Here is a 20080-nt window from a genome sequence, read left to right as displayed (position 1 = left end):
TGACGAAAAGTGATTTATTTAGATAATGCAGCGACTACAAAACCTGCACAAGATGTGTTAGACACCTTTGTTAAAGTCAACCAAGATTTATATTTTAATCCGAATAGTCCACACCAAGCAGGTTTGCAAGCTGAACAATTGTTGAAACAAGCAAAGCTACAAATCAACCAAATTCTGAACTTAGAAGATAGATACGATATTATTTTTACAAGTGGTGCGACAGAATCCAATAATATGGCATTAAAAGGTGCTGCTTATAACCGAAAACCTTATGCTGATGAAATTATTGTTTCTGTTTTAGAACATCCATCAGTGTTAGAAGTGATGCGTCACTTAGAAGAAGAAGGGTTTAAATTACGTTATGTGAATGTGACAAAAGCAGGCACCATTGATTTAGAACACTTAAAATCATTGATGAATCCGAATGTTGGTCTTGTCACATGTATGCACGTTAATAATATTACTGGCCAAATTCAACCGATTGAAGCGATTGCTGAAATACTTGAAGCGTATCCAAAAGCACATTTTCATGTGGATGCTGTGCAAGCTATCGGAAAAACTCCTTTACACTTTAATGGTGTAGACAGTGTTAGTTTTAGCGGTCATAAGTTTAATGGCTTAAAAGGACAGGGATTATTATTAGTACGTAATATTCATAACCTTGAACCTGTGATTCATGGCGGTGGCCAAGAATATGGTTTAAGAAGCGGAACAGTTAATTTACCGGTAGATATTGCGATTGTTAAAGCATTGAAACATGCTGTAAGCGAACAAGAACAACTGAATTCAAGATTGACTGAATGGAATGAAGACTTACGAAACTTCTTTAAAGCGTATCCAGGGGTACATGTGAATTCACCACATCAAAGTGCACCACATATTCTAAATGTTGGCTTTGATGGCGTGAAAGGGGAAGTATTAGTCAATGCTTTCTCAAAACAAGGTATCATGTTATCTACAACAAGTGCATGTTCATCAAAACATAGTCGTTTAAATGAAGTGTTACTAGCGATGGGGATCAGTGAATCAAGAATTGAAGGCAGTATTCGTATTTCTATGGGTGCAATAACGACTGAATCAGACATTGAAGGATTTAAAGAAGCGTTTAAAATTGTTTATGAAGAAATGAAGGAGTTGTTAAAGAAATGATCTATGATCATATTTTAGTGCGTTATGGTGAACTAACGCTTAAAGGTGCGAACCGAAAAATGTTTGTGAACCGTTTACGTTCAAATGTCAAACAGGCTTTAATGCCGCTTCAAGGCTACCATGTTAAAGCAAACCGAGACAGAATGTATATTGAAGTCACACCTGAAGCGGATATCGAAGAAATTATGCGTCGTATTAGCCAAGTATTTGGTGTGAAGTCCATCAGTCCTGTGATGAAGCTTGAAAAAGATTTAGAAGTAGTGAAAAAACAAGCAAGTGAATTTGCGAAAGCTTATGCAGACGGAGATTCATTCAAAATCGATGTGAAACGTGCGGACAAGCAGTTTCCATATGATACGTATCAATTACAACGTATGCTTGGCGGGGCAGTGTTAGAAAACAATGAACAAGTCCATGTAAATGTTAAACAACCAGATCATGTCATTAAGACAGAAGTACGCTTAGATGCAATTTATATTTATGACCGTGTGATTGATGGCGTTGGCGGATTACCAGTTGGTACAGGCGGTAAAACATTATTAATGTTATCAGGTGGTATTGATTCACCAGTAGCAGGTATGGAAATCATGCGTCGTGGTGTTACAGTAGAAGCCATTCATTTCCATAGTCCGCCATTTACTAGTGAAAAAGCTAAAGAAAAAGTCATTGAACTAACGCGTATCTTAGCTGAACGTGTAGGGCCGATCAAATTGCACATCGTTCCATTTACAGAAGTTCAAAAACAAATTCATAAAGTAGTCCATGAACGCTATACTATGACATCTACAAGAAGAATGATGATGCGCATTGCTGATAAAGTAGTACATCAAATTGGCGCAGATGCGATTGTTAATGGTGAAAACTTAGGACAAGTTGCCAGCCAAACACTTAAAAGTATGTATGCGATTAACCATGTTACTTCAACGCCAGTCTTACGTCCATTATTAACTTTAGATAAAGAAGAAATTGTCATTAAAGCAAAACAATATGGTACGTTTGAAACATCAATTCAACCATTTGAAGATTGCTGTACAATTTTCACTCCTAAAAACCCGGTTACAGAACCTGATTTTGAAAAAGTAGAACGCTATGAAAGTGTATATGACTTTAGTGAAATGATTGATCGTGCTGTAGAAGGTATTGAAACTATTGAAGTCACTAAAAATTATCAAAGTCAAAAAGACAAAACAACAGAAGCGTTAATGGAAGATTTATTCTAAGTAATATGTGAGTAAAAAGGGGTAAACATCGTGGAATGGGATTTGACACTGATATTAATCATAATTGTATTTGGATTTTTAGCTGCGTTTATTGATGCAGTAGTTGGTGGCGGTGGTTTGATATCTACACCGGCTCTACTTGCCATAGGTCTCCCGCCAGCAAATGCACTTGGAACAAATAAACTAGCAAGTTCATTTGGTTCTTTAACCAGTGCGATTAAGTTTATACGTTCCGGCAAGGTCGATTTGAAAATTGTAGGCAAGCTCTTCCCATTTGTCTTTTTAGCGGCAGTGGGCGGTGCGAGCTTGGCTTCCTTTTTACCAGCTTCAGTCTTAAAGCCGCTTGTCATAATCATCTTAACGATTGTGATGATTTATACACTCGTGCGTAAAGATTGGGGCAGTATACGAACATATCAAAAGCTTTCAACTAAAAAAGCGATTCTCTTTACAAGTGTACTATTACTGATCGGTTTTTATGACGGCTTTTTAGGTGGAGGCACAGGCTCGTTCATGTTGTTCACTTTACTGATAGTCGGATTTGATTTCTTAAGTGCTGCTGGTAACGCGAAAGTCCTTAATTTCGCTTCAAATATCGGTGCATTATTGCTATTTATGTTGCTAGGCAAAGTTGATTACGGGATCGGTTTGATTATGGCTTTCAGTATGATTGTCGGTTCCTATGCAGGTGCGCAATTTGCACTGAGACAAGGTGTCGGTTATGTCAGAGTATTGTTTGTCATCGTAACGAGTGCATTAATTCTTAAAAATATCTATGATTATATGCAGCAATGGTTTAATTAAAGTAAACTGCGTCTTAAACTGTACGCAGTTTACTTTTTGTTTATGACGATAAATCTTTCAATTCAAGGCATCTTCTACATGAAAAATAGTAAATAGTTCATTCAATCGAAGGATAAATATTGGAGTTGACGTGTTGATATCGGTATAATGGGGTAAAGAAAAAGTACTAACAAAATCTCAGGAGGTTGTTTATTAATATGGTACAAATTACATTCGGCGGAGATCCCGTTTCATTAGTAGGTAATGCAGTAGAAGAAGGGCAAGAAGCACCAGACTTCACAGTAGTAAACAATGATTTAGAAGAAGTTACACTTGCAGATTACGAAGGCAAGAAAAAACTAATCAGTGCAGTACCATCTATTGATACAGGGGTTTGTGATAAACAAACACGTAAATTCAACGAAGAAGCAGCATCAGAAGAAGGTGGCGTAGTGCTTACTATTTCTGAAGACTTACCGTTCGCTCAAAAAAGATGGTGTGCAGCAAGCGGTTTAGACAATGTTATTTTATTAAGTGACTACCAAAAACATTCATTTGGTAAAAACTTTGGCGTATTAATGGACGACTTACAATTATTAGCGCGTTCAGTATTCGTATTAGATAAAAATAACAAAGTTGTTTATAAAGAAATCGTGAATGAAGGAACAGACTTCCCTGATTTCGAATCTGCATTAAAAGCATATAGAGAATTAGACTAAAGTAAAGCAAGTATTTAAAGTAATTTTAAGTTAATAAATTTAGACCAGACTGCTCATAATTAGTGTAAGGATTTTAGATTCATTGATTATGAGCAGTCTTTTTAGGAAGGATTTTAAAATGGCTGAAGAACAAACAATTATGGAACGTTTGTTTCATGAATTAGATACTAAAACAAAAGAACTCAATAAAGAAAATGGTCAAAGTTTTATTGAGAACTTAGGGCTTGCGATGGAACAGATTTATCGTAATGACCGTGACTTATTAGAACAAGCAACACTAGCAGACCGACGTAAAGCTTTCCAATTTGCATATTTAAGCTTGTTGCAAGAACAAGATATTCAGGCAAATCATCAAATTACTCCTGACTCGATCGGCTTGATTCTTGGATTCTTAGTACAACAGTTTACACAAGATAAAAAAGAACTGAACATTGTTGATTTAACCAGCGGCAGTGGTCATTTAAGTGCAACTGTGCATGAAGTGTTAACAGAACAGACATTAATGCATCATCTTGTTGAAGTGGATCCAGTGTTATCTCGTGTCAGTGTACATCTAGCGAATTTCTTGGAAATTCCTTTTGATGTTTACCCACAAGATGCGATATTGCCTTTACCGTTTGAAGAAGCGGATGTCGTGATTGGAGATTTGCCTGTAGGTTATTATCCAGTAGATGATCGCAGTCATGAAATGAAATTGGGATTTGAAGAAGGACATAGTTATGCGCATTTCTTATTAATTGAACAAGCAATTGAAGCGTTAAGAGGTGCAGGTTTTGCATTTTTAATTGTGCCTAGCAATATTTTTGAAGGTGAACATGTAAAACAGCTCGAAAAATTCATTGCAACAGATACAGAAATGCAAGCATTCTTGAACTTACCGAAAACTTTGTTCAAAACTGAGCAATCTCGCAAATCAATCCTGATTTTACAGAAAAAAGAACGCGAGGTAACGCATGCTGTTGAAGTGTTGTTGGCCAATATACCAGATTTTAAATCTCCGCAACAGTTTCAAGGATTTTTAAAGGAATTGTCAGAATGGCTGCAACAAAATCATCACAAAAAATAAACTGTAATAATCTTGAAATTGAACTGTATTAATGGTTAAATAGATATGGTAAAAGAAAATGTAAATATTGGAGGCATAGTTTTATGTCAAAATTAGTGTTAGCAATTAACGCAGGTAGTTCATCACTGAAATTCCAACTTATAGAAATGCCTGAAGAAAAATTAATAAGTAAAGGTTTAATTGAGCGTATCGGCCTTAAAGGCTCAAAAATAACAGTAGAATTTAATGGTCAAAAGTATACTGATGAAAAAGAAATCAGCGACCACGTAAAAGCTGTTGATTTAATGTTGGATAGCTTAATTAACCACGGTATTATTCGTGACATCAATGACATTGATGGTACAGGACACCGTGTTGTTCATGGTGGGGAATTATTCCCTGAATCTGCGTTAGTTACAGACGAGGTAGAGAAACAAATTGAATCATTGACAGAATTAGCACCACTTCACAATCCAGCAAACTTAATGGGTATTCGTGCATTCCGAAAATTATTGCCGAATATTCCACATGTTGCAGTGTTTGATACATCATTCCATCAAACAATGCCAGAACAAGCATATTTATACAGCTTGCCATTCCATTACTATAAAGACTATGGCATCCGTAAATATGGTTTCCACGGTACAAGCCATAAATATGTATCACAACGTGCTGCTGAAATTTTAAATCGTCCAATTGAAGAATTACGTATTATTTCTTGTCACATCGGTAACGGTGCTTCTATTGCAGCAATCGATGGCGGCGAATCAGTAGATACTTCAATGGGCTTCACACCATTAGCAGGTGTTACAATGGGTACACGCTCTGGTGATATTGACCCAGCATTAATTCCATATATTATGGAAAAAACAGGTAAAAACGCTGAAGAAGTGTTAGATATCCTAAATAAAGAATCAGGTTTATTAGGTATCTCAGGTACTTCAAGTGACTTACGTGACTTAGAACAAGATGCGGATGAAGGTAAAACACGTGCACAATTAGCACTAGATGTATTTGCTTCACGTATCCACAAATATATTGGTTCTTATACAGCGAAAATGCACGGTGTAGATGTTATTGTCTTCACTGCAGGTGTCGGAGAAAACTCTGACGAAGTGCGTGGCCGTGTATTAGAAGGTTTAGAATTCATGGGTGTTTATTGGGATCCTAAGAAAAACGAACAAATTCATGGTTCAGAAGGATTTATCAACTACCCACATTCACCAGTTAAAGTATTAGTTATTCCAACAAACGAAGAAGTAATGATTGCACGTGATGCAGTTAAATTCGGTAGTTTATAATTGATAAAATTCATCCAGTTAATAGGGGAGATAACCTTGTTAACTGGATTTTTTTATGCGTAATGATAATTTTTAAAGTAATAAAAAAACCGATCAGTTATTAACTGACCGGTTAAACACTCATAGTAAAAGCAAATTAATTATCTTGCTTGATATTGTTTACGTAATTCTTCAGTTGCTACTTGAGGTTCGAAATCTTCAGGCATTTCTTCTGTACGAACTACTAGAACATCACAAGGTGAATGACGAACAATAGCTTCTGAAACAGATCCTACGATAAAGCGTTCTACTGCATTCAAACCAGAAGTACCGCAAATAACTAAGTCTGCTTTGACTTCTTGTGCGATTTTTTTAGGAATGATTGCTTTAGGTGAACCAAATTCAAGGAGTGTTTCAACGTCTTCCACGCCTTCTTTTTGGGCAAAATCTTTATAACCTCTAAGTAATTCTTCAGCGAATTGTTTAGATTTTTCAGTGAACTGAACATCATAAACTTCGTATGAAGTATATGTTCTAGAGTCAATAACATTAGTGATGATAAGTTTAGCGTTGTTACGTTTCGCTACTTCCACCGCTTTATTGAATGCCCATTCAGCTTCTTGTGATCCATCTACTGCGATTAAAATATTTTTATAAGTTAACATCGTACATGACCTCCTTCTTCTATTCACTTATATTTTACCACATTGACAGAATATTAGAAATAAAAGTAGCGATTGAATTTTTATAATTGATTGAATTTTATGAATATCTTATCTTTCATGATAACTTAATCTTATCATCCTTTTCCAACCGTAATGATTGCGCTTTCAGCATATAAGCGTTAGGATAAGGATGGGAGGTGTACGGAATGAAAATAGGTATTCCAAAAGAGATAAAAAATAATGAAAACAGAGTAGGTTTATCACCAAGCGGTGTTCATGCTTTAGTTGAAGCAGGGCACACAGTTAAAGTAGAGAGCAGCGCAGGTGAAGGTTCATTCTTTACAGATGAGGATTATAAAGACGCAGGTGCAACAATTGTTGATGGACCTGGCGAAGCTTGGGATGTTGAAATGGTTATCAAGGTTAAAGAACCAATTGAACCAGAATACAAATATTTCAAGAAAGATTTAATCTTATTCACTTATCTACACTTAGCAAACGACGAAACATTAACAAAAGAACTTGTTGATAATGAAGTCGTTGCGATTGCATACGAAACGGTGCAATTACCAGATAGATCATTACCATTATTAACGCCAATGAGTGAAGTTGCAGGTAGAATGGCGACACAAATCGGTGCGCAATTCTTGCAAAAATTCTATGGCGGTATGGGCGTATTGCTAGGAGGAATTCCTGGTGTACCTAAAGGTAAAGTCACAATTATCGGTGGCGGCCAAGCAGGTACAAACGCAGCGAAAATCGCTTTAGGCTTAGGTGCCGACGTAACAATCTTAGACGTTAATCCAAAACGTTTACAAGAACTTGATGATTTATTCGGCGGACGTGTGCATACAGTTATGTCTAACCCGCTTAATATCGAACAAAATGTTACGCAAAGTGATTTAGTTGTCGGTGCGGTATTAATTCCAGGCGCTAAAGCACCAAAACTTGTAACTGAACAAATGGTTAAAGACATGAAAGACGGTGCTGTATTGGTAGATATCGCTATCGACCAAGGTGGTATCTTCGAAACATCTGACCACGTTACAACGCATGATGATCCAACTTATGTTAAACATGGTGTGGTTCACTATGCAGTAGCAAATATGCCAGGTGCGGTACCACGTACTTCTACAATTGGTTTAAACAATGCGACATTACCTTATGCGCTACAAATCGCAAACAAAGGTTATTTACAAGCATTGAAAGATAACCAACCATTATCTTTAGGATTGAATGTGTACGACGGTAAAGTTACAAATGAAGGTGTAGCTAACACGTTTGATCTTCCGTATACACCAGTAGATCAAGCATTAAATTAATTATTAATTTAATGGGATGTAAGGAGCGTATAAAGCTCTGAAAACATCAAAAATGACGCCATCTCATTGCTGTTTGGGGTATAAACAGCGATGGGGTGGCGTTTTTCTATACTTAAAAATTTTTCAGCTCATAAAAAAGGTGGAGTATTCGTACTCCACCTTAAATTATTAATCTCATTATTTATCATAATGTGTTAAGACTTCATTTCCATCTTCTGTGACTAAGATGTCGTCTTCGATACGGACACCCACTTCACCAGGAACATAAACACCAGGTTCAACTGTGACAACCATACCTGGAACAAATTGATTTGTGTTGAATCCAGCAACATCTTGATATTCATGTTCTTCTAAGCCTAAACCGTGGCCAAGACGGTGTACGAAGTATTCACCAAAACCAGCATCATCAATAATACCGCGTGCTTTTCTGTCTACGTCACCAATAACTACGCCCGGTTTAATCATGTCAATTGCAGCTTTTTCAGCTTCTAATACAACATTATAAACAGATTGTGCTTTTTCGCTTGGGTTACCGAAAGCTACTGTTCGTGTCATATCTGAGCAATAGTTTTCATAAATAACACCTAAGTCGAATAAGACATATTCATCTTTTTGAAGTTGGCGATCACCAGGAATACCATGTGGTGAAGCAGCATGGTCACCAAATAAGACCATTGTATCGAAACTCATTGCGCTGACACCGTATTTTGTTTGGATTTCATACTCAATATGACGTACTACTTGTTTTTCTGTTACGCCTTCTTCTAAGAAATCTACACCGATTTCAATACATTTATCAGCAAGTCTTGCAGCTTCTTTGATTTTGTCAATTTCCTCAGGAGTTTTGACATTACGTAAATCTTTGATTGTTTGGTCAATTGAACCGAATGTTTCAACACCAAATCCTTCAATTAATTCTTTTTGACGTTTTAATGTCAGATGATCTTCTTCCACAAGAATTTTATCAAAGTTGTAATCTACAAGCTTAAATGGATCTTCACCATCAGCATTACCGACAACTTTACCAGTGAACGGAGAGGCTTTAACCTCTTCTACTTCTAATTTAGGGACAAATAAAACTTCTTCACCCTCAGCAGTAATTAGCAAGGCTAATAAACGTTCGTGGGGATCGCTTAAGTAGCCAGAAAAGTAGAATACGTTAAGCGGTGTCGTAATCCAAGCAGCCCCTGCATCTTGATTACGTATTTCATTAACAATTTCTTCTGTTTTCAAAATTCTTCAACCTCCATTCGTATGATTAACTTTATTTTAAGTCAAAGCGGTTCAGAATTCAAAAGGCAATGGTGTCATTTAGACTAAAGTGGGGTAAATGTTATACTAGAGTTAAGATTGAAGCATAAGGGGGCTTTTTAAAATGGAATTATCATTTCATGGACAATCAACAATCTATTTTGAAGCAAACGGCAAGAAAGTCATCGTAGATCCATTTATTACTGGTAATGATTTATCAGATTTAAATGCAGAAGATTTAGAGGTAGATTATATTATTTTAACGCATGGTCACGCAGACCACTTCGGTGATACTGTGAAAATTGCGCAAAAAAATAATGCGACAGTTGTCGGCCTTGCGGAAGTTGCAGATTATTTATCAACTGCACAAGGTGTAGAAAATGTACACCCAATGAATATCGGAGGTAAATGGGAATTTGACTTTGGAACAGTTAAGTATGTACAAGCGTTCCATAGTTCAAGTATCACAAATGAAAACGGCATTCCAGTTTATTTAGGTTCTTCAACTGGTTTGATTTTAGAAATTGAAGGCAAAACGATTTATCACTGTGGTGACACTGGCTTATTCAGTGATATGAAATTAATCGCAGATCGTCATCCAGTAGATGTATGCTTCGTACCAATCGGTGATAATTTCACAATGGGTATTGAAGATGCCAGCTACGCGATCAATGAGTTTATTAAACCGAAAATCACTGTACCTGTGCATTACAACACATTCCCATATATTGAACAAGATCCTGAAGAATTCAAGAAATTGGTTAAAGAAGGCGAAGTACAAATCTTAAAACCAGGTGAAGCTGTAGAATTCTAATAACACAGATAATAAAGATGCTTGTACAACTCAATGTACAAGCATTTTTCATTATTTTACAATCAATACTGGGATATGAGCACGTTTTGCGACTTTATGGCTGACGCTGCCTAGCACAAATTTCTTTTGCTCTTGTGCTTTACGGTTACTTACTACTAAAATGTCATAATCACCACTGTTCGCAAACTTAACAAGTTCTTCTTTTGGATTACCGCGTACAATGATTTCATCGTATTCGATACCGTATTCATCAAGAATATCACGTGTTGGTTGTAATTCTTGACTACGCGCTTTTGTTAAATCGTTTAAATGTGTGCCGCCCTTAATAGATGCTTGTGCATCTTGTTCAGTGATCGCATTTAATAATGTGACAATTGTGCCTTCACCAGACAATTTTCTGATATTAGCTAATGCTTTTTTGTTTTCTAAATCAGTATCAACGCCGAGTAAAATATTTTTATACATTCTCAATCCCTCCTTAATACATATTCTAATAAAAATGTGTCAACTTTTCCAATTAAATTTATTGTCAACTTAACAAACCGTATTTAAATTACAAAATGTCAACTATTGAGTTAGGTACTCCACCTATAACATGTTAAAATTCAAGAGAGATTAACTTCGATTTTTAGACTGAATCAAGTTATAATTAATAAGAAGAGTAAGCAGAGAATGAGGGAAGTAAGTAATGACAAAACATGAACAGATTCTTGCACACATTGAATCACTCGCTGTGGGTCAGAAAATATCTGTCCGTAAAATAGCAAAAGATTTAGAGGTATCTGAAGGAACAGCTTACCGTGCAATTAAAGATGCTGAACAACTTGGACTCGTCGCTACCATAGATCGAGTCGGAACTGTGAGAATAGAAAAGAAAACTAGAGAAGAAATCGAACATTTAACGTTTGGTGAAATTGTTAAAATTATTGATGGTCAGGTACTTGCAGGTCGTAACGGTCTTCATAACACGCTGACTAAGTTTGCTATTGGTGCCATGAAATTAGAAAATGTGGTTAAATATCTGACTAAAAATACTTTGTTGATTGTCGGTAATAGGACGGATGTACAATTAGAAGCATTGAGACATGGCAGTGCAGTGTTGATTACAGGTGGTTTTAGTACAACACCTGAAATTAAACGTTATGCAGATCAACATGATTTGCCTATCTTATCGTCTAATTACGATTCATATTTAGTTGCGAATATGATTAACCGTGCGATGTATAATCAGATCATTCGTAAAGAAATTTTAATTGTTGAAGATATTGTTAAACCTGTCACTGAAGAGACTGTATTGAAAGAAACAATGAAAGTTGCAGATGTTAAAAGTCGTTCGCAAGAGACAGGACATTCAAGATTTCCAGTTGTCGATGATGACTTTAAATTAGTGGGGATTGTGACAAGTAAAGATATTATTGCAAAAGATTCAGAAGAATATCTTTATAAAGTAATGACAAAGCCTGTGTTAAATGTGCAAGTGTCTACAACTGTTGCGACATGCGCGCATATGATGATATGGGAAGGTATTGAATTGCTGCCGGTCACGACAATCAATAAGAAATTACTTGGCGTAGTATCACGTGAAGATGTTCTGCGTGCTATGCAATTATTAGGACGTCAACCGCAAGTAGGGGAAACTATCAATGATCAAGTCGGCAAGTACATTTCAATTAATAAAGATAAAATTACTGTAGATGTTGCACCCCAACTGACAAGCCAATACGGGACGTTAAGTAAAGGTGCTTTTGTCGCAATTATTGAAGAAACGATTCGATATAAAATGCGTCAAATAAAAAAACAAGAAGTTATGATTGAAAGTTTAAGTATTATTTATATGAAGACAGTTTCTATTGAAACAGAACTTGAAATTAATTATGACATGTTAGATGTTGGGAGACACTTTGCTAAAATTGAGGTCAGCATGCGTGAAGGACAACAAGATGTAGCTAAAGCATTGATTATTTGTCAAATGCTAGAAAGCTGATGTACTGCATCAACAGATAATGAAGGAGTAATGATATGAATACATTTAATGAAATTATGAACCGAATTGAACAAGAAGATACAATTATTATCCATAGACATGTGCGACCAGATCCAGATGCCTATGGTTCTCAATTAGGTTTAAAATCTTATTTACAATTAAAATTTCCAGATAAAAAACTCTATGCTGTAGGTGAAAGTGAGCCTTCTTTAGATTTTATGGGAACATTTGATGCAGTAAGTGATGATACTTACAAAGAAGCCTTAGTCATCGTATGTGATACAGCTAATGCGCCTCGTATTGATGATCAACGTTTTGCTAATGGTAAAGGTTTAATCAAAATTGATCACCATCCTGCATTAGATCAATATGGCGAGTTAAATTATGTGAACACTGAAGCTTCATCAACAAGTGAAATCATCTTTGATATCATTGCGCATTTTAATGATACATCCATCATTGATGCAGAAACAGCACGCTTACTGTATTTAGGTATCGTTGGCGATACAGGTCGTTTCTTATTCAGCAATACAAGTGCGCATACAATGGAAGTTGGGGCACAACTTTTAAAATATCCATTTGACCACACTGCAGAATTGAATAAAATGGCTGAAAAAGATCCTAAACTTATGCCATTCCAAGGCTATGTGCTACAAAACTTTGTAATGAATGACAACGGCTTTGCGAAAGTTCAAATTACACAAGATGTTTTAAAACAATTTGATATTAAACCGAACGAAGCTTCTCAATTTGTAAATACAATTGCTGATTTACGCGGTTTAAAAATTTGGGTCTTTGCAGTTGATGAAGGCGAAGATATTCGTTGTCGTCTGCGTTCTAAAAAAGTTGTTATCAATGACGTCGCACAACAATTTGGAGGCGGCGGACACCCGAATGCATCTGGTGTTACAGTTTATAGTTGGGAAGAATTTGATCGTTTAGCAGAAGCCTTAAATCAAAAATTAATCGACTAACTGCACAATATTAAAAAGGGAGGGACAAAATTATGAAGGCACATCTAAATATCCACACTGCGTATGATTTGCTAGAATCTAGTCTACGTGTTTCTGACATTGTTGAAAAAGCAGTCGCAGAAGGCTATCAATCGTTGGCACTGACTGATAGAAATGTCTTGTATGCTGTCCCTCAATTTTATGATGCATGCAGACAAGCAGACATCAAACCCATTATCGGTATGACTGTAGATTTAAGTGATGGCTTAACAGAGTTAGAAACAGTATTATTAGCTAAAAATAATCAAGGATTAAAATCGTTATATCAACTTTCTTCAGCAATTAAAATACAAGATAAACGTACGATTTCTACAGAATGGCTAAAACATTATCAAAATGATTTAGTCATTATTTTTAAGCGTATCAATGCTGAACAAATGAATTTAGCGGAAATGTTTAGTGAACACGCAGATGTATTCACGGATCATTTAAGCAGCGGTGCAGCAGAACAATTAGATTTAAATCAAGTGTGGATGCAAGAAGCAAAATATCTTGATGAAGCAGATGCTGAAACTGTCAGTGCATTGCAAGCAATTAAAAACAATAAAGCATTAGACTTAGTAAATACAGGTAGCGAACAGCATGCCCATTTATATAGCCAAGCTGATATAGTTAGCTTGAGTTTATCTCAAGACATTATTGATAATACAAATGACCTTGCTGATCAATGTAATATTACGATTGAATATCATCAATCACTGTTACCACAGTATGATACACCTGAAGGTACTTCATCTAAAGAATACTTATACCAATTATTAGATAATGCTATTAAACGTATGAACTTAGATACTCCTCAGTATAGAAAACGTTTAGATTATGAGTTCGATGTCATTACGAAAATGGGGTACGAAGATTATTTCCTAATTGTAAGCGATCTGATTCATTACGCGAAAACACAAGATGTCATGGTCGGTCCAGGTCGTGGTTCATCTGCAGGTTCTCTAATCAGTTACTTGTTGAATATCACAACGATTGACCCATTAAAATATAACTTATTATTTGAGCGATTTTTAAATCCCGAACGTGTCACAATGCCAGATATTGATATCGACTTTGAAGATACAAAACGTGAACGTGTGATTGAATATGTACAACAAAAATATGGAGATTACCATGTTTCAGGTATTGTGACATTCGGACATTTACAAGCGAAAGCAGTCGCAAGAGATGTAGGACGTATTATGGGGTTTGAAGAAAAAACACTCAGTGAAATTTCACATTTAATTCCGTCTAAATTAGGTATAACTTTAAATGAAGCTTATGACACACAAGCATTTAAAGACTTTGTGCATCGCAATCATAGGCATGAAATGTGGTTCAAACTCAGTAGGAAATTAGAAGGATTGCCGAGACATACATCAACGCATGCGGCAGGCATTATTATTAACGAACGCCCATTATATCAATATGTACCATTATTAATGGGAGATACGGGTCTATTAACACAGTGGACAATGACTGAAGACGAACGACTTGGTTTGTTGAAAATCGACTTTTTAGGTCTGAGAAATTTATCCATCATTCACCAAATCATCAATCAAGTAAAGAAAGATTTAAATATCGATATTGATATAGAATCTATTCCTTTTGATGATGAGAAAGTATTTAAAATGTTGTCATTAGGGGAAACAACCGGATTATTCCAATTAGAATCAGACGGTGTCAGAGATGCGTTAAGACGTTTACAGCCGCAACATTTTGAGGACATTGTCGCAATGACTTCTTTATATCGCCCAGGTCCAATGGAAGAAATACCGACATATATTGCTAGACGTCATGACCCATCTAAAGTGGCCTATCTCCATCCTGATTTAGAACCGATATTAAAATCCACATACGGTGTTATTATTTATCAAGAACAAATCATGCAGATTGCAAGTAAGTTCGCAGGGTTCAGTTATGGAGAAGCGGATATTTTACGTCGAGCAATGAGTAAAAAGAATCGGGCTGTGTTGGAAAATGAACGTCAACACTTTGTAGAAGGTGCCAGTCGAAATGGCTACTCAGAACAATTAAGTAAACAAATCTTTGATTTAATTCTTAAATTCGCAGATTATGGTTTCCCACGTGCTCATGCGGTGAGTTATTCTAAAGTCGCCTATACGATGGCGTATTTAAAAGTACATTATACTAATTATTTTTATGCCAATATTTTAACGAATGTGATTGGCAGTGAGAAAAAGACTGAACAGATGATTGCTGAAGCTAAAACGATGAACTTAAAGATTTTACCTCCAGACATCAACGAAAGTCATTGGTATTATAAAGCAGCTGAACAAGGTATTTATTTATCTTTAGGTACCATCAAAGGTGTCGGTTATCAAAGTGTTAAAGCCATTGTAGATGAGCGTTATCAAAATGGTCGATATAAAGATTTCTTTGATTTTACACGTCGTTTATCTGGGCGCGTTAAAACACGTAAGTTATTAGAAGCGCTCATATTAGTGGGAGCATTTGATCAATTCGGTGAAACACGTGCAACCTTATTAGGAACATTAGATGAGGTTTTAGATTCATCAAGTCAAGTCGAACAAGATGCTTTGATTTTTGACTTTGTGACACCGAAATTAGAGTACCAACAAAAAGAAGAGTTGCCTGATTTAGCATTAAGTAACTTTGAAAAAGAATACTTAGGATTTTATATTACAAAACATCCAATGGAAAAATTGTTTGATTCAAAACAGTTTTTAGGCATTTATAAATTAAACAATGCGAACAATCATCAACCTGTACTTGTACAAATGGACACACTGAGACGTATTCGTACAAAAAAAGGGCAACCGATGGCTTTTGCGACTTTAAATGATGGTGAGCACACGTTAGATGGTGTTATTTTCCCTGATACTTTTCAACGTTATGAAACACTTCTATTAGAAGAAAAACCGTTTATTGTAAAAGGGAAATTCGAAAATAGAAATCAAAAGCATCAATTAATTATTAATGAAATACAAGATTTAGATGCATATGAAAAAACGATGTTTGAAAAAGCAACACGTATTATACTCAGAAAAATTAATGTTGATGATTTAGAATTTGATACTGAACCATCTGAAACACATCAACAACTTCCAATATATTTTTATGATGAACAGTCAAACCAAATGCGGCAAGTTGGAAGAATTGAACGTGATGTTGACACGATTGAAAGATTGGTTGAACAAATTGATCCTGAAAATATTCGCTTAATGTAATAGAAGTCTGTGACAATGGATTGCATTAGTTACAGACTTTTAAAACTTTTAAGCAATTCATTGACAAAATTAAGGAAATTAATAATTTAACCCATGAGAATCAGTGAAACAGTGACATCTGTGTTATAATCAGTACATAAAATTCAGAGTAGTACTAAAACCAAAAGTTTATTGTAAATTTTCGGTAAAAATAATAAAACAACTCAGTAATAGATTGAACATAATATGCGTGAATTTATTTCGATATTAAGATACAGAACAAAGGAGCGATTGGTTTGTCATTAAGAGACGATGCTTTAGAAATGCATAAAAGAAATCAAGGTAAATTTGATGTTACACCCAAAGTAAAAGTTACAAATAAAGAAGAATTAAGTTTAGCTTATTCTCCTGGTGTTGCAGAACCATGTAAAGAGATTTATGAGGATCCTCGTAAAGTCTATGATTATACATCTAAAGGCAATACTGTAGCTGTAGTAACAGATGGCACTGCAGTATTAGGATTAGGTAATATTGGTCCTGAAGCAAGTATTCCTGTAATGGAAGGTAAAGCAGTTCTATTCAAAAGCTTTGCTGGGGTAAGTGGTGTACCAATAGCTTTGAATACAACAGATACAGAAGAAATTATCAAAACAGTTAAATTATTAGAACCTAATTACGGCGGTATCAACTTAGAAGATATTTCTGCGCCGCGCTGTTTTGAAATTGAAAACCGATTAAAAAAAGAAACTAAAATTCCAGTCTTTCATGATGATCAGCATGGGACAGCAATCGTGACAATGGCTGGATTGATTAATGCTTTAAGAATTACAGATAAATCGCTATCAGATATCAAAGTGGTATTGAATGGTGCAGGCGCTGCAGGTATTGCGATTGTGAAATTATTATATTCATACGGTGTGCGCAATATGATTATGTGTGATTCTAAAGGTGCTATTTATAAAGGACGCTCGCATGGCATGAATGAAACCAAAGAATTTGTGGCAGAATGGACGAACAAGGATAAACAAGAAGGTAAGTTAGCTGATGTTATCCAAGGTGCTGATGTCTTTATCGGTGTTTCTGTTGCTAATGCATTATCTCAAGATATGGTAAAATCAATGAATAAAGACAGTATCATTTTTGCGATGGCAAATCCTAATCCAGAAATTAATCCAGATGACGCAAAAGCGGCTGGAGCAAGAGTAATTGGAACAGGCCGTTCAGATTATCCGAACCAAATTAATAACGTGTTAGCATTCCCAGGCATCTTCAGAGGGGCTTTAGATGTACGTGCAACACATATTAATGAGAAAATGAAACAAGCTGCTGTACAAGCTATCGCTAATTTAATTGGGCCGGATGAGTTGTCACCGGAATACTGTATTCCAGCACCATTTGATAAACGTGTAGCACCATCGGTTGCACGCAATGTAGCGAAAGCAGCTATGGAATCTGGAGTTGCTAGGGTTGAAGTTGACCCAGATGAAATATACAATAAAACGATGAGATTAACTGATATTAAATAGATTATTTTTACAATGTACTGTTATGTCTTTAAATTAACATAATAGTGATGTGGAGGTTGACCAATGTTTAAAGATTTTTTCAATCGAGGCAGTAAAAAGAAAAAATATGTAACTGTCCAAGATTCAAAACAGAATGACGTTCCATCAGGTATCATGACTAAATGTCCAAAATGTAAAAAAATCATGTATACAAAAGAACTATCTGAAAACCTCAATGTGTGTTTTAATTGCGATCATCACTTATCTTTGACTGCATATAAACGAATTGAAGCAATTTCAGATGAAGGAACATTTAAAGAGTTTGATAAAGGAATGACATCTGCCAATCCTTTAGACTTTCCTGGTTACGAAGAAAAAATTCAAAAAGATCAAAGCAAAACAGACTTGAATGAAGCGGTAGTAACTGGAACAGCCGAATTAGATGGTACAAAATACGGCGTTGCAGTTATGGATTCACGTTTCAGAATGGGGAGTATGGGTTCTGTTGTCGGTGAGAAAATCTGCCGTATTATAGATTATTGTACAGAACAACGTTTGCCGTTTATCCTTTTCTCTGCAAGTGGCGGTGCCAGAATGCAAGAAGGTATTATTTCATTAATGCAAATGGGTAAAACAAGCGTATCATTGAAACGTCATTCTGATGCTGGTTTATTATATATTTCTTATATTACACATCCTACAACAGGTGGTGTTTCTGCCAGCTTTGCATCAGTTGGTGATATCAACTTGTCAGAACCGCGTGCTTTAATCGGTTTTGCAGGTCGTCGTGTTATTGAACAAACAATTAATGAAAAATTACCGGATGATTTCCAAACAGCGGAATTCTTATTAGAACACGGCCATTTAGATAAAGTAGTTCACCGTAAGGATATGCGTGCTACTTTAAGTCAATTATTGAAAATGCATACAGGACAAGAGGTGAAAAAAGATGCTTGATTTTGAAAAGCCGTTATTTGATATTAAAAATAAAATAGATGCTTTGAAAGAATCACAAGAGAAAAATGATGTAGATTTGCAAGAAGAAATCGATATGTTAGAGGCTTCTCTAGAGCGTGAAACTGAAAAAATATACAAGCATCTTAAACCTTGGGACCGTGTTCAATTAGCTAGAATGCAAGAACGACCTACAACTTTAGATTATATTCCATACATCTTTGATGATTTCATGGAATTACATGGGGATAGAAATTTCAGAGATGATCCAGCAATGATAGGCGGCATTGGATATTTAAATGGTCAGCCAGTCACTGTAGTTGGTCAACAACGTGGTAAAGATACAAAAGATAATATTTACCGTAATTTCGGAATGGCTCATCCAGAAGGGTACCGTAAAGCGTTACGTTTAATGAAACAAGCTGAGAAATTCAACAGACCTATCTTTACATTTATTGATACTAAAGGCGCATACCCTGGTAAATCTGCTGAAGAACGTGGTCAAAGTGAGTCTATTGCTAAAAACTTAATAGAAATGTCTAGCTTGAAAGTGCCTGTCATCACTTTAGTTATTGGTGAAGGCGGAAGCGGTGGTGCTTTAGGTATTGGTATTGCAAATAGAGTATTAATGCTTGAAAACAGTACGTATTCAGTGATTTCACCAGAAGGTGCAGCAGCGTTGTTATGGAAAGATAGCAACCTTTCAAAAATTGCTGCTGAAACAATGAAAATCACAGCACCTGATTTAAAAGAATTAGGTGTGATTGATGAAGTTATTACAGAACCACTTGGCGGCGCACATAAAGATATTGAACAACAAGCGCGCAGTATTAAACATGCGTTTGTTTCTCATTTAGATGCGTTGAAAAAATTAGATGGTCCAGCGTTAGCTGACGATCGTTTTGATAAATTCCGTCAAATGGGTGAATATAAAGAACAATAAGGGAAAAGGATTCTATACTTCTTTTTTAGGGAAGAGTGTAGAATCCTTTTCATTTTGTATTTGAGAATTAATCCGGTTATGATGGTTAAAAATAGCAGAAATTGAAAAAATTAGACTGTAAAAATATGTCTATCGTATCCATATTAAATAAAAAGTGTGGCTATATTTCGAAAATAGAAATATAAAACGTTTACATTATGGATTGCATGGTATTTTTATGGATAACCACGCTATTTTATGGTATTTTTAATGTAAATCAT

17 protein-coding genes are annotated in these 20080 nt (G+C 35.6%); 14 read left to right on the top strand and 3 right to left on the bottom strand.

Annotated elements, in window-relative coordinates; translation table 11 throughout:
- Positions 1-9 precede the first annotated feature (9 nt).
- From KRR19_RS07910 to KRR19_RS07885, 6 genes are all read left to right on the top strand, one after another.
- The gene (locus tag KRR19_RS07910) at positions 10-1149 is read left to right on the top strand and encodes a cysteine desulfurase family protein (protein ID WP_023015974.1); all 1140 of its coding nucleotides are present in this window, start codon (positions 10-12) and stop codon (positions 1147-1149) included.
- On the top strand, positions 1146-2369 hold the full coding sequence (gene thiI / locus KRR19_RS07905; RefSeq protein ID WP_023015973.1) for a tRNA uracil 4-sulfurtransferase ThiI: 1224 nt from the start codon (positions 1146-1148) through the stop codon (positions 2367-2369). The genes KRR19_RS07910 and thiI overlap by 4 nt, the downstream gene beginning before the upstream one ends.
- Before the next feature lie 30 nt (positions 2370-2399).
- Positions 2400-3173 carry a TSUP family transporter gene (locus KRR19_RS07900; RefSeq protein ID WP_207021163.1) on the top strand — a complete coding sequence of 258 codons (774 nt, stop codon included), beginning with the start codon at positions 2400-2402 and terminating at the stop codon, positions 3171-3173.
- A gap of 197 nt (positions 3174-3370) precedes the next feature.
- A complete protein-coding gene (tpx, locus tag KRR19_RS07895) occupies positions 3371-3871 on the top strand; it encodes a thiol peroxidase (protein WP_002481188.1) in 501 nt (166 codons plus the stop codon).
- 118 nt (positions 3872-3989) lie between these two features.
- Complete coding sequence (locus tag KRR19_RS07890; RefSeq protein WP_002481187.1) at positions 3990-4937, top strand: class I SAM-dependent methyltransferase; 948 nt, start codon at positions 3990-3992, stop codon at positions 4935-4937.
- A gap of 83 nt (positions 4938-5020) precedes the next feature.
- Positions 5021-6217: an acetate kinase gene (locus tag KRR19_RS07885; protein WP_002481186.1), complete on the top strand. Its 1197-nt coding sequence runs from the start codon at positions 5021-5023 to the stop codon at positions 6215-6217.
- Between the two features lie 140 nt (positions 6218-6357).
- Here the strand turns inward: KRR19_RS07885 and KRR19_RS07880 are convergent, their stop codons facing one another.
- Entirely contained in the window at positions 6358-6861 is a 504-nt protein-coding gene (locus tag KRR19_RS07880; protein WP_002481184.1) for a universal stress protein, read from the bottom strand.
- 206 nt (positions 6862-7067) lie between these two features.
- Between KRR19_RS07880 and ald the strand changes: the two genes are divergently transcribed.
- Positions 7068-8183: an alanine dehydrogenase gene (gene ald / locus KRR19_RS07875; RefSeq protein WP_023015972.1), complete on the top strand. Its 1116-nt coding sequence runs from the start codon at positions 7068-7070 to the stop codon at positions 8181-8183.
- Between the two features lie 177 nt (positions 8184-8360).
- Here ald and KRR19_RS07870 read toward each other — a convergent pair whose 3' ends face one another.
- The gene (locus KRR19_RS07870; RefSeq protein ID WP_156666912.1) at positions 8361-9416 is read right to left on the bottom strand and encodes a M24 family metallopeptidase; all 1056 of its coding nucleotides are present in this window, start codon (positions 9414-9416) and stop codon (positions 8361-8363) included.
- Positions 9417-9558: 142 nt separating this feature from the next.
- Here KRR19_RS07870 and KRR19_RS07865 point away from each other — a divergent pair, with 142 nt between their 5' ends.
- Complete coding sequence (locus tag KRR19_RS07865; RefSeq protein ID WP_002481181.1) at positions 9559-10248, top strand: metal-dependent hydrolase; 690 nt, start codon at positions 9559-9561, stop codon at positions 10246-10248.
- A gap of 51 nt (positions 10249-10299) precedes the next feature.
- On the opposite strand, the gene KRR19_RS07860 is transcribed toward KRR19_RS07865, so the two are convergent.
- Entirely contained in the window at positions 10300-10713 is a 414-nt protein-coding gene (locus tag KRR19_RS07860) for a universal stress protein (protein ID WP_002481180.1), read from the bottom strand.
- Positions 10714-10936: 223 nt separating this feature from the next.
- Here KRR19_RS07860 and KRR19_RS07855 point away from each other — a divergent pair, with 223 nt between their 5' ends.
- The 6 genes from KRR19_RS07855 (at position 10937) to KRR19_RS07830 (ending at position 19820) form a co-directional block, all read left to right on the top strand.
- Entirely contained in the window at positions 10937-12232 is a 1296-nt protein-coding gene (locus KRR19_RS07855; RefSeq protein ID WP_002481179.1) for a DRTGG domain-containing protein, read from the top strand.
- Between the two features lie 35 nt (positions 12233-12267).
- Complete coding sequence (locus tag KRR19_RS07850) at positions 12268-13206, top strand: DHH family phosphoesterase (RefSeq protein ID WP_156666911.1); 939 nt, start codon at positions 12268-12270, stop codon at positions 13204-13206.
- Between the two features lie 32 nt (positions 13207-13238).
- The gene (locus KRR19_RS07845) at positions 13239-16439 is read left to right on the top strand and encodes a DNA polymerase III subunit alpha (RefSeq protein ID WP_156666910.1); all 3201 of its coding nucleotides are present in this window, start codon (positions 13239-13241) and stop codon (positions 16437-16439) included.
- A 275-nt stretch (positions 16440-16714) separates the two neighbouring features.
- Positions 16715-17944, top strand: coding sequence for an NADP-dependent malic enzyme (gene ystJ / locus KRR19_RS07840; RefSeq protein ID WP_156666909.1), 1230 nt, complete (start codon positions 16715-16717; stop codon positions 17942-17944).
- 63 nt (positions 17945-18007) lie between these two features.
- The gene (gene accD / locus KRR19_RS07835; RefSeq protein WP_216733577.1) at positions 18008-18880 is read left to right on the top strand and encodes an acetyl-CoA carboxylase, carboxyltransferase subunit beta; all 873 of its coding nucleotides are present in this window, start codon (positions 18008-18010) and stop codon (positions 18878-18880) included.
- A complete protein-coding gene (locus tag KRR19_RS07830) occupies positions 18873-19820 on the top strand; it encodes an acetyl-CoA carboxylase carboxyltransferase subunit alpha (protein ID WP_002481174.1) in 948 nt (315 codons plus the stop codon). The genes accD and KRR19_RS07830 overlap by 8 nt, the downstream gene beginning before the upstream one ends.
- The last annotated feature ends 260 nt before the right edge of the window (positions 19821-20080 follow it).

It is taken from the genome of Staphylococcus sp. CWZ226 (genome assembly GCF_018986355.1).
GTDB classification, from domain to species: domain Bacteria; phylum Bacillota; class Bacilli; order Staphylococcales; family Staphylococcaceae; genus Staphylococcus; species Staphylococcus simulans.
This window is presented reverse-complemented; position numbering and strand designations above follow the sequence as displayed.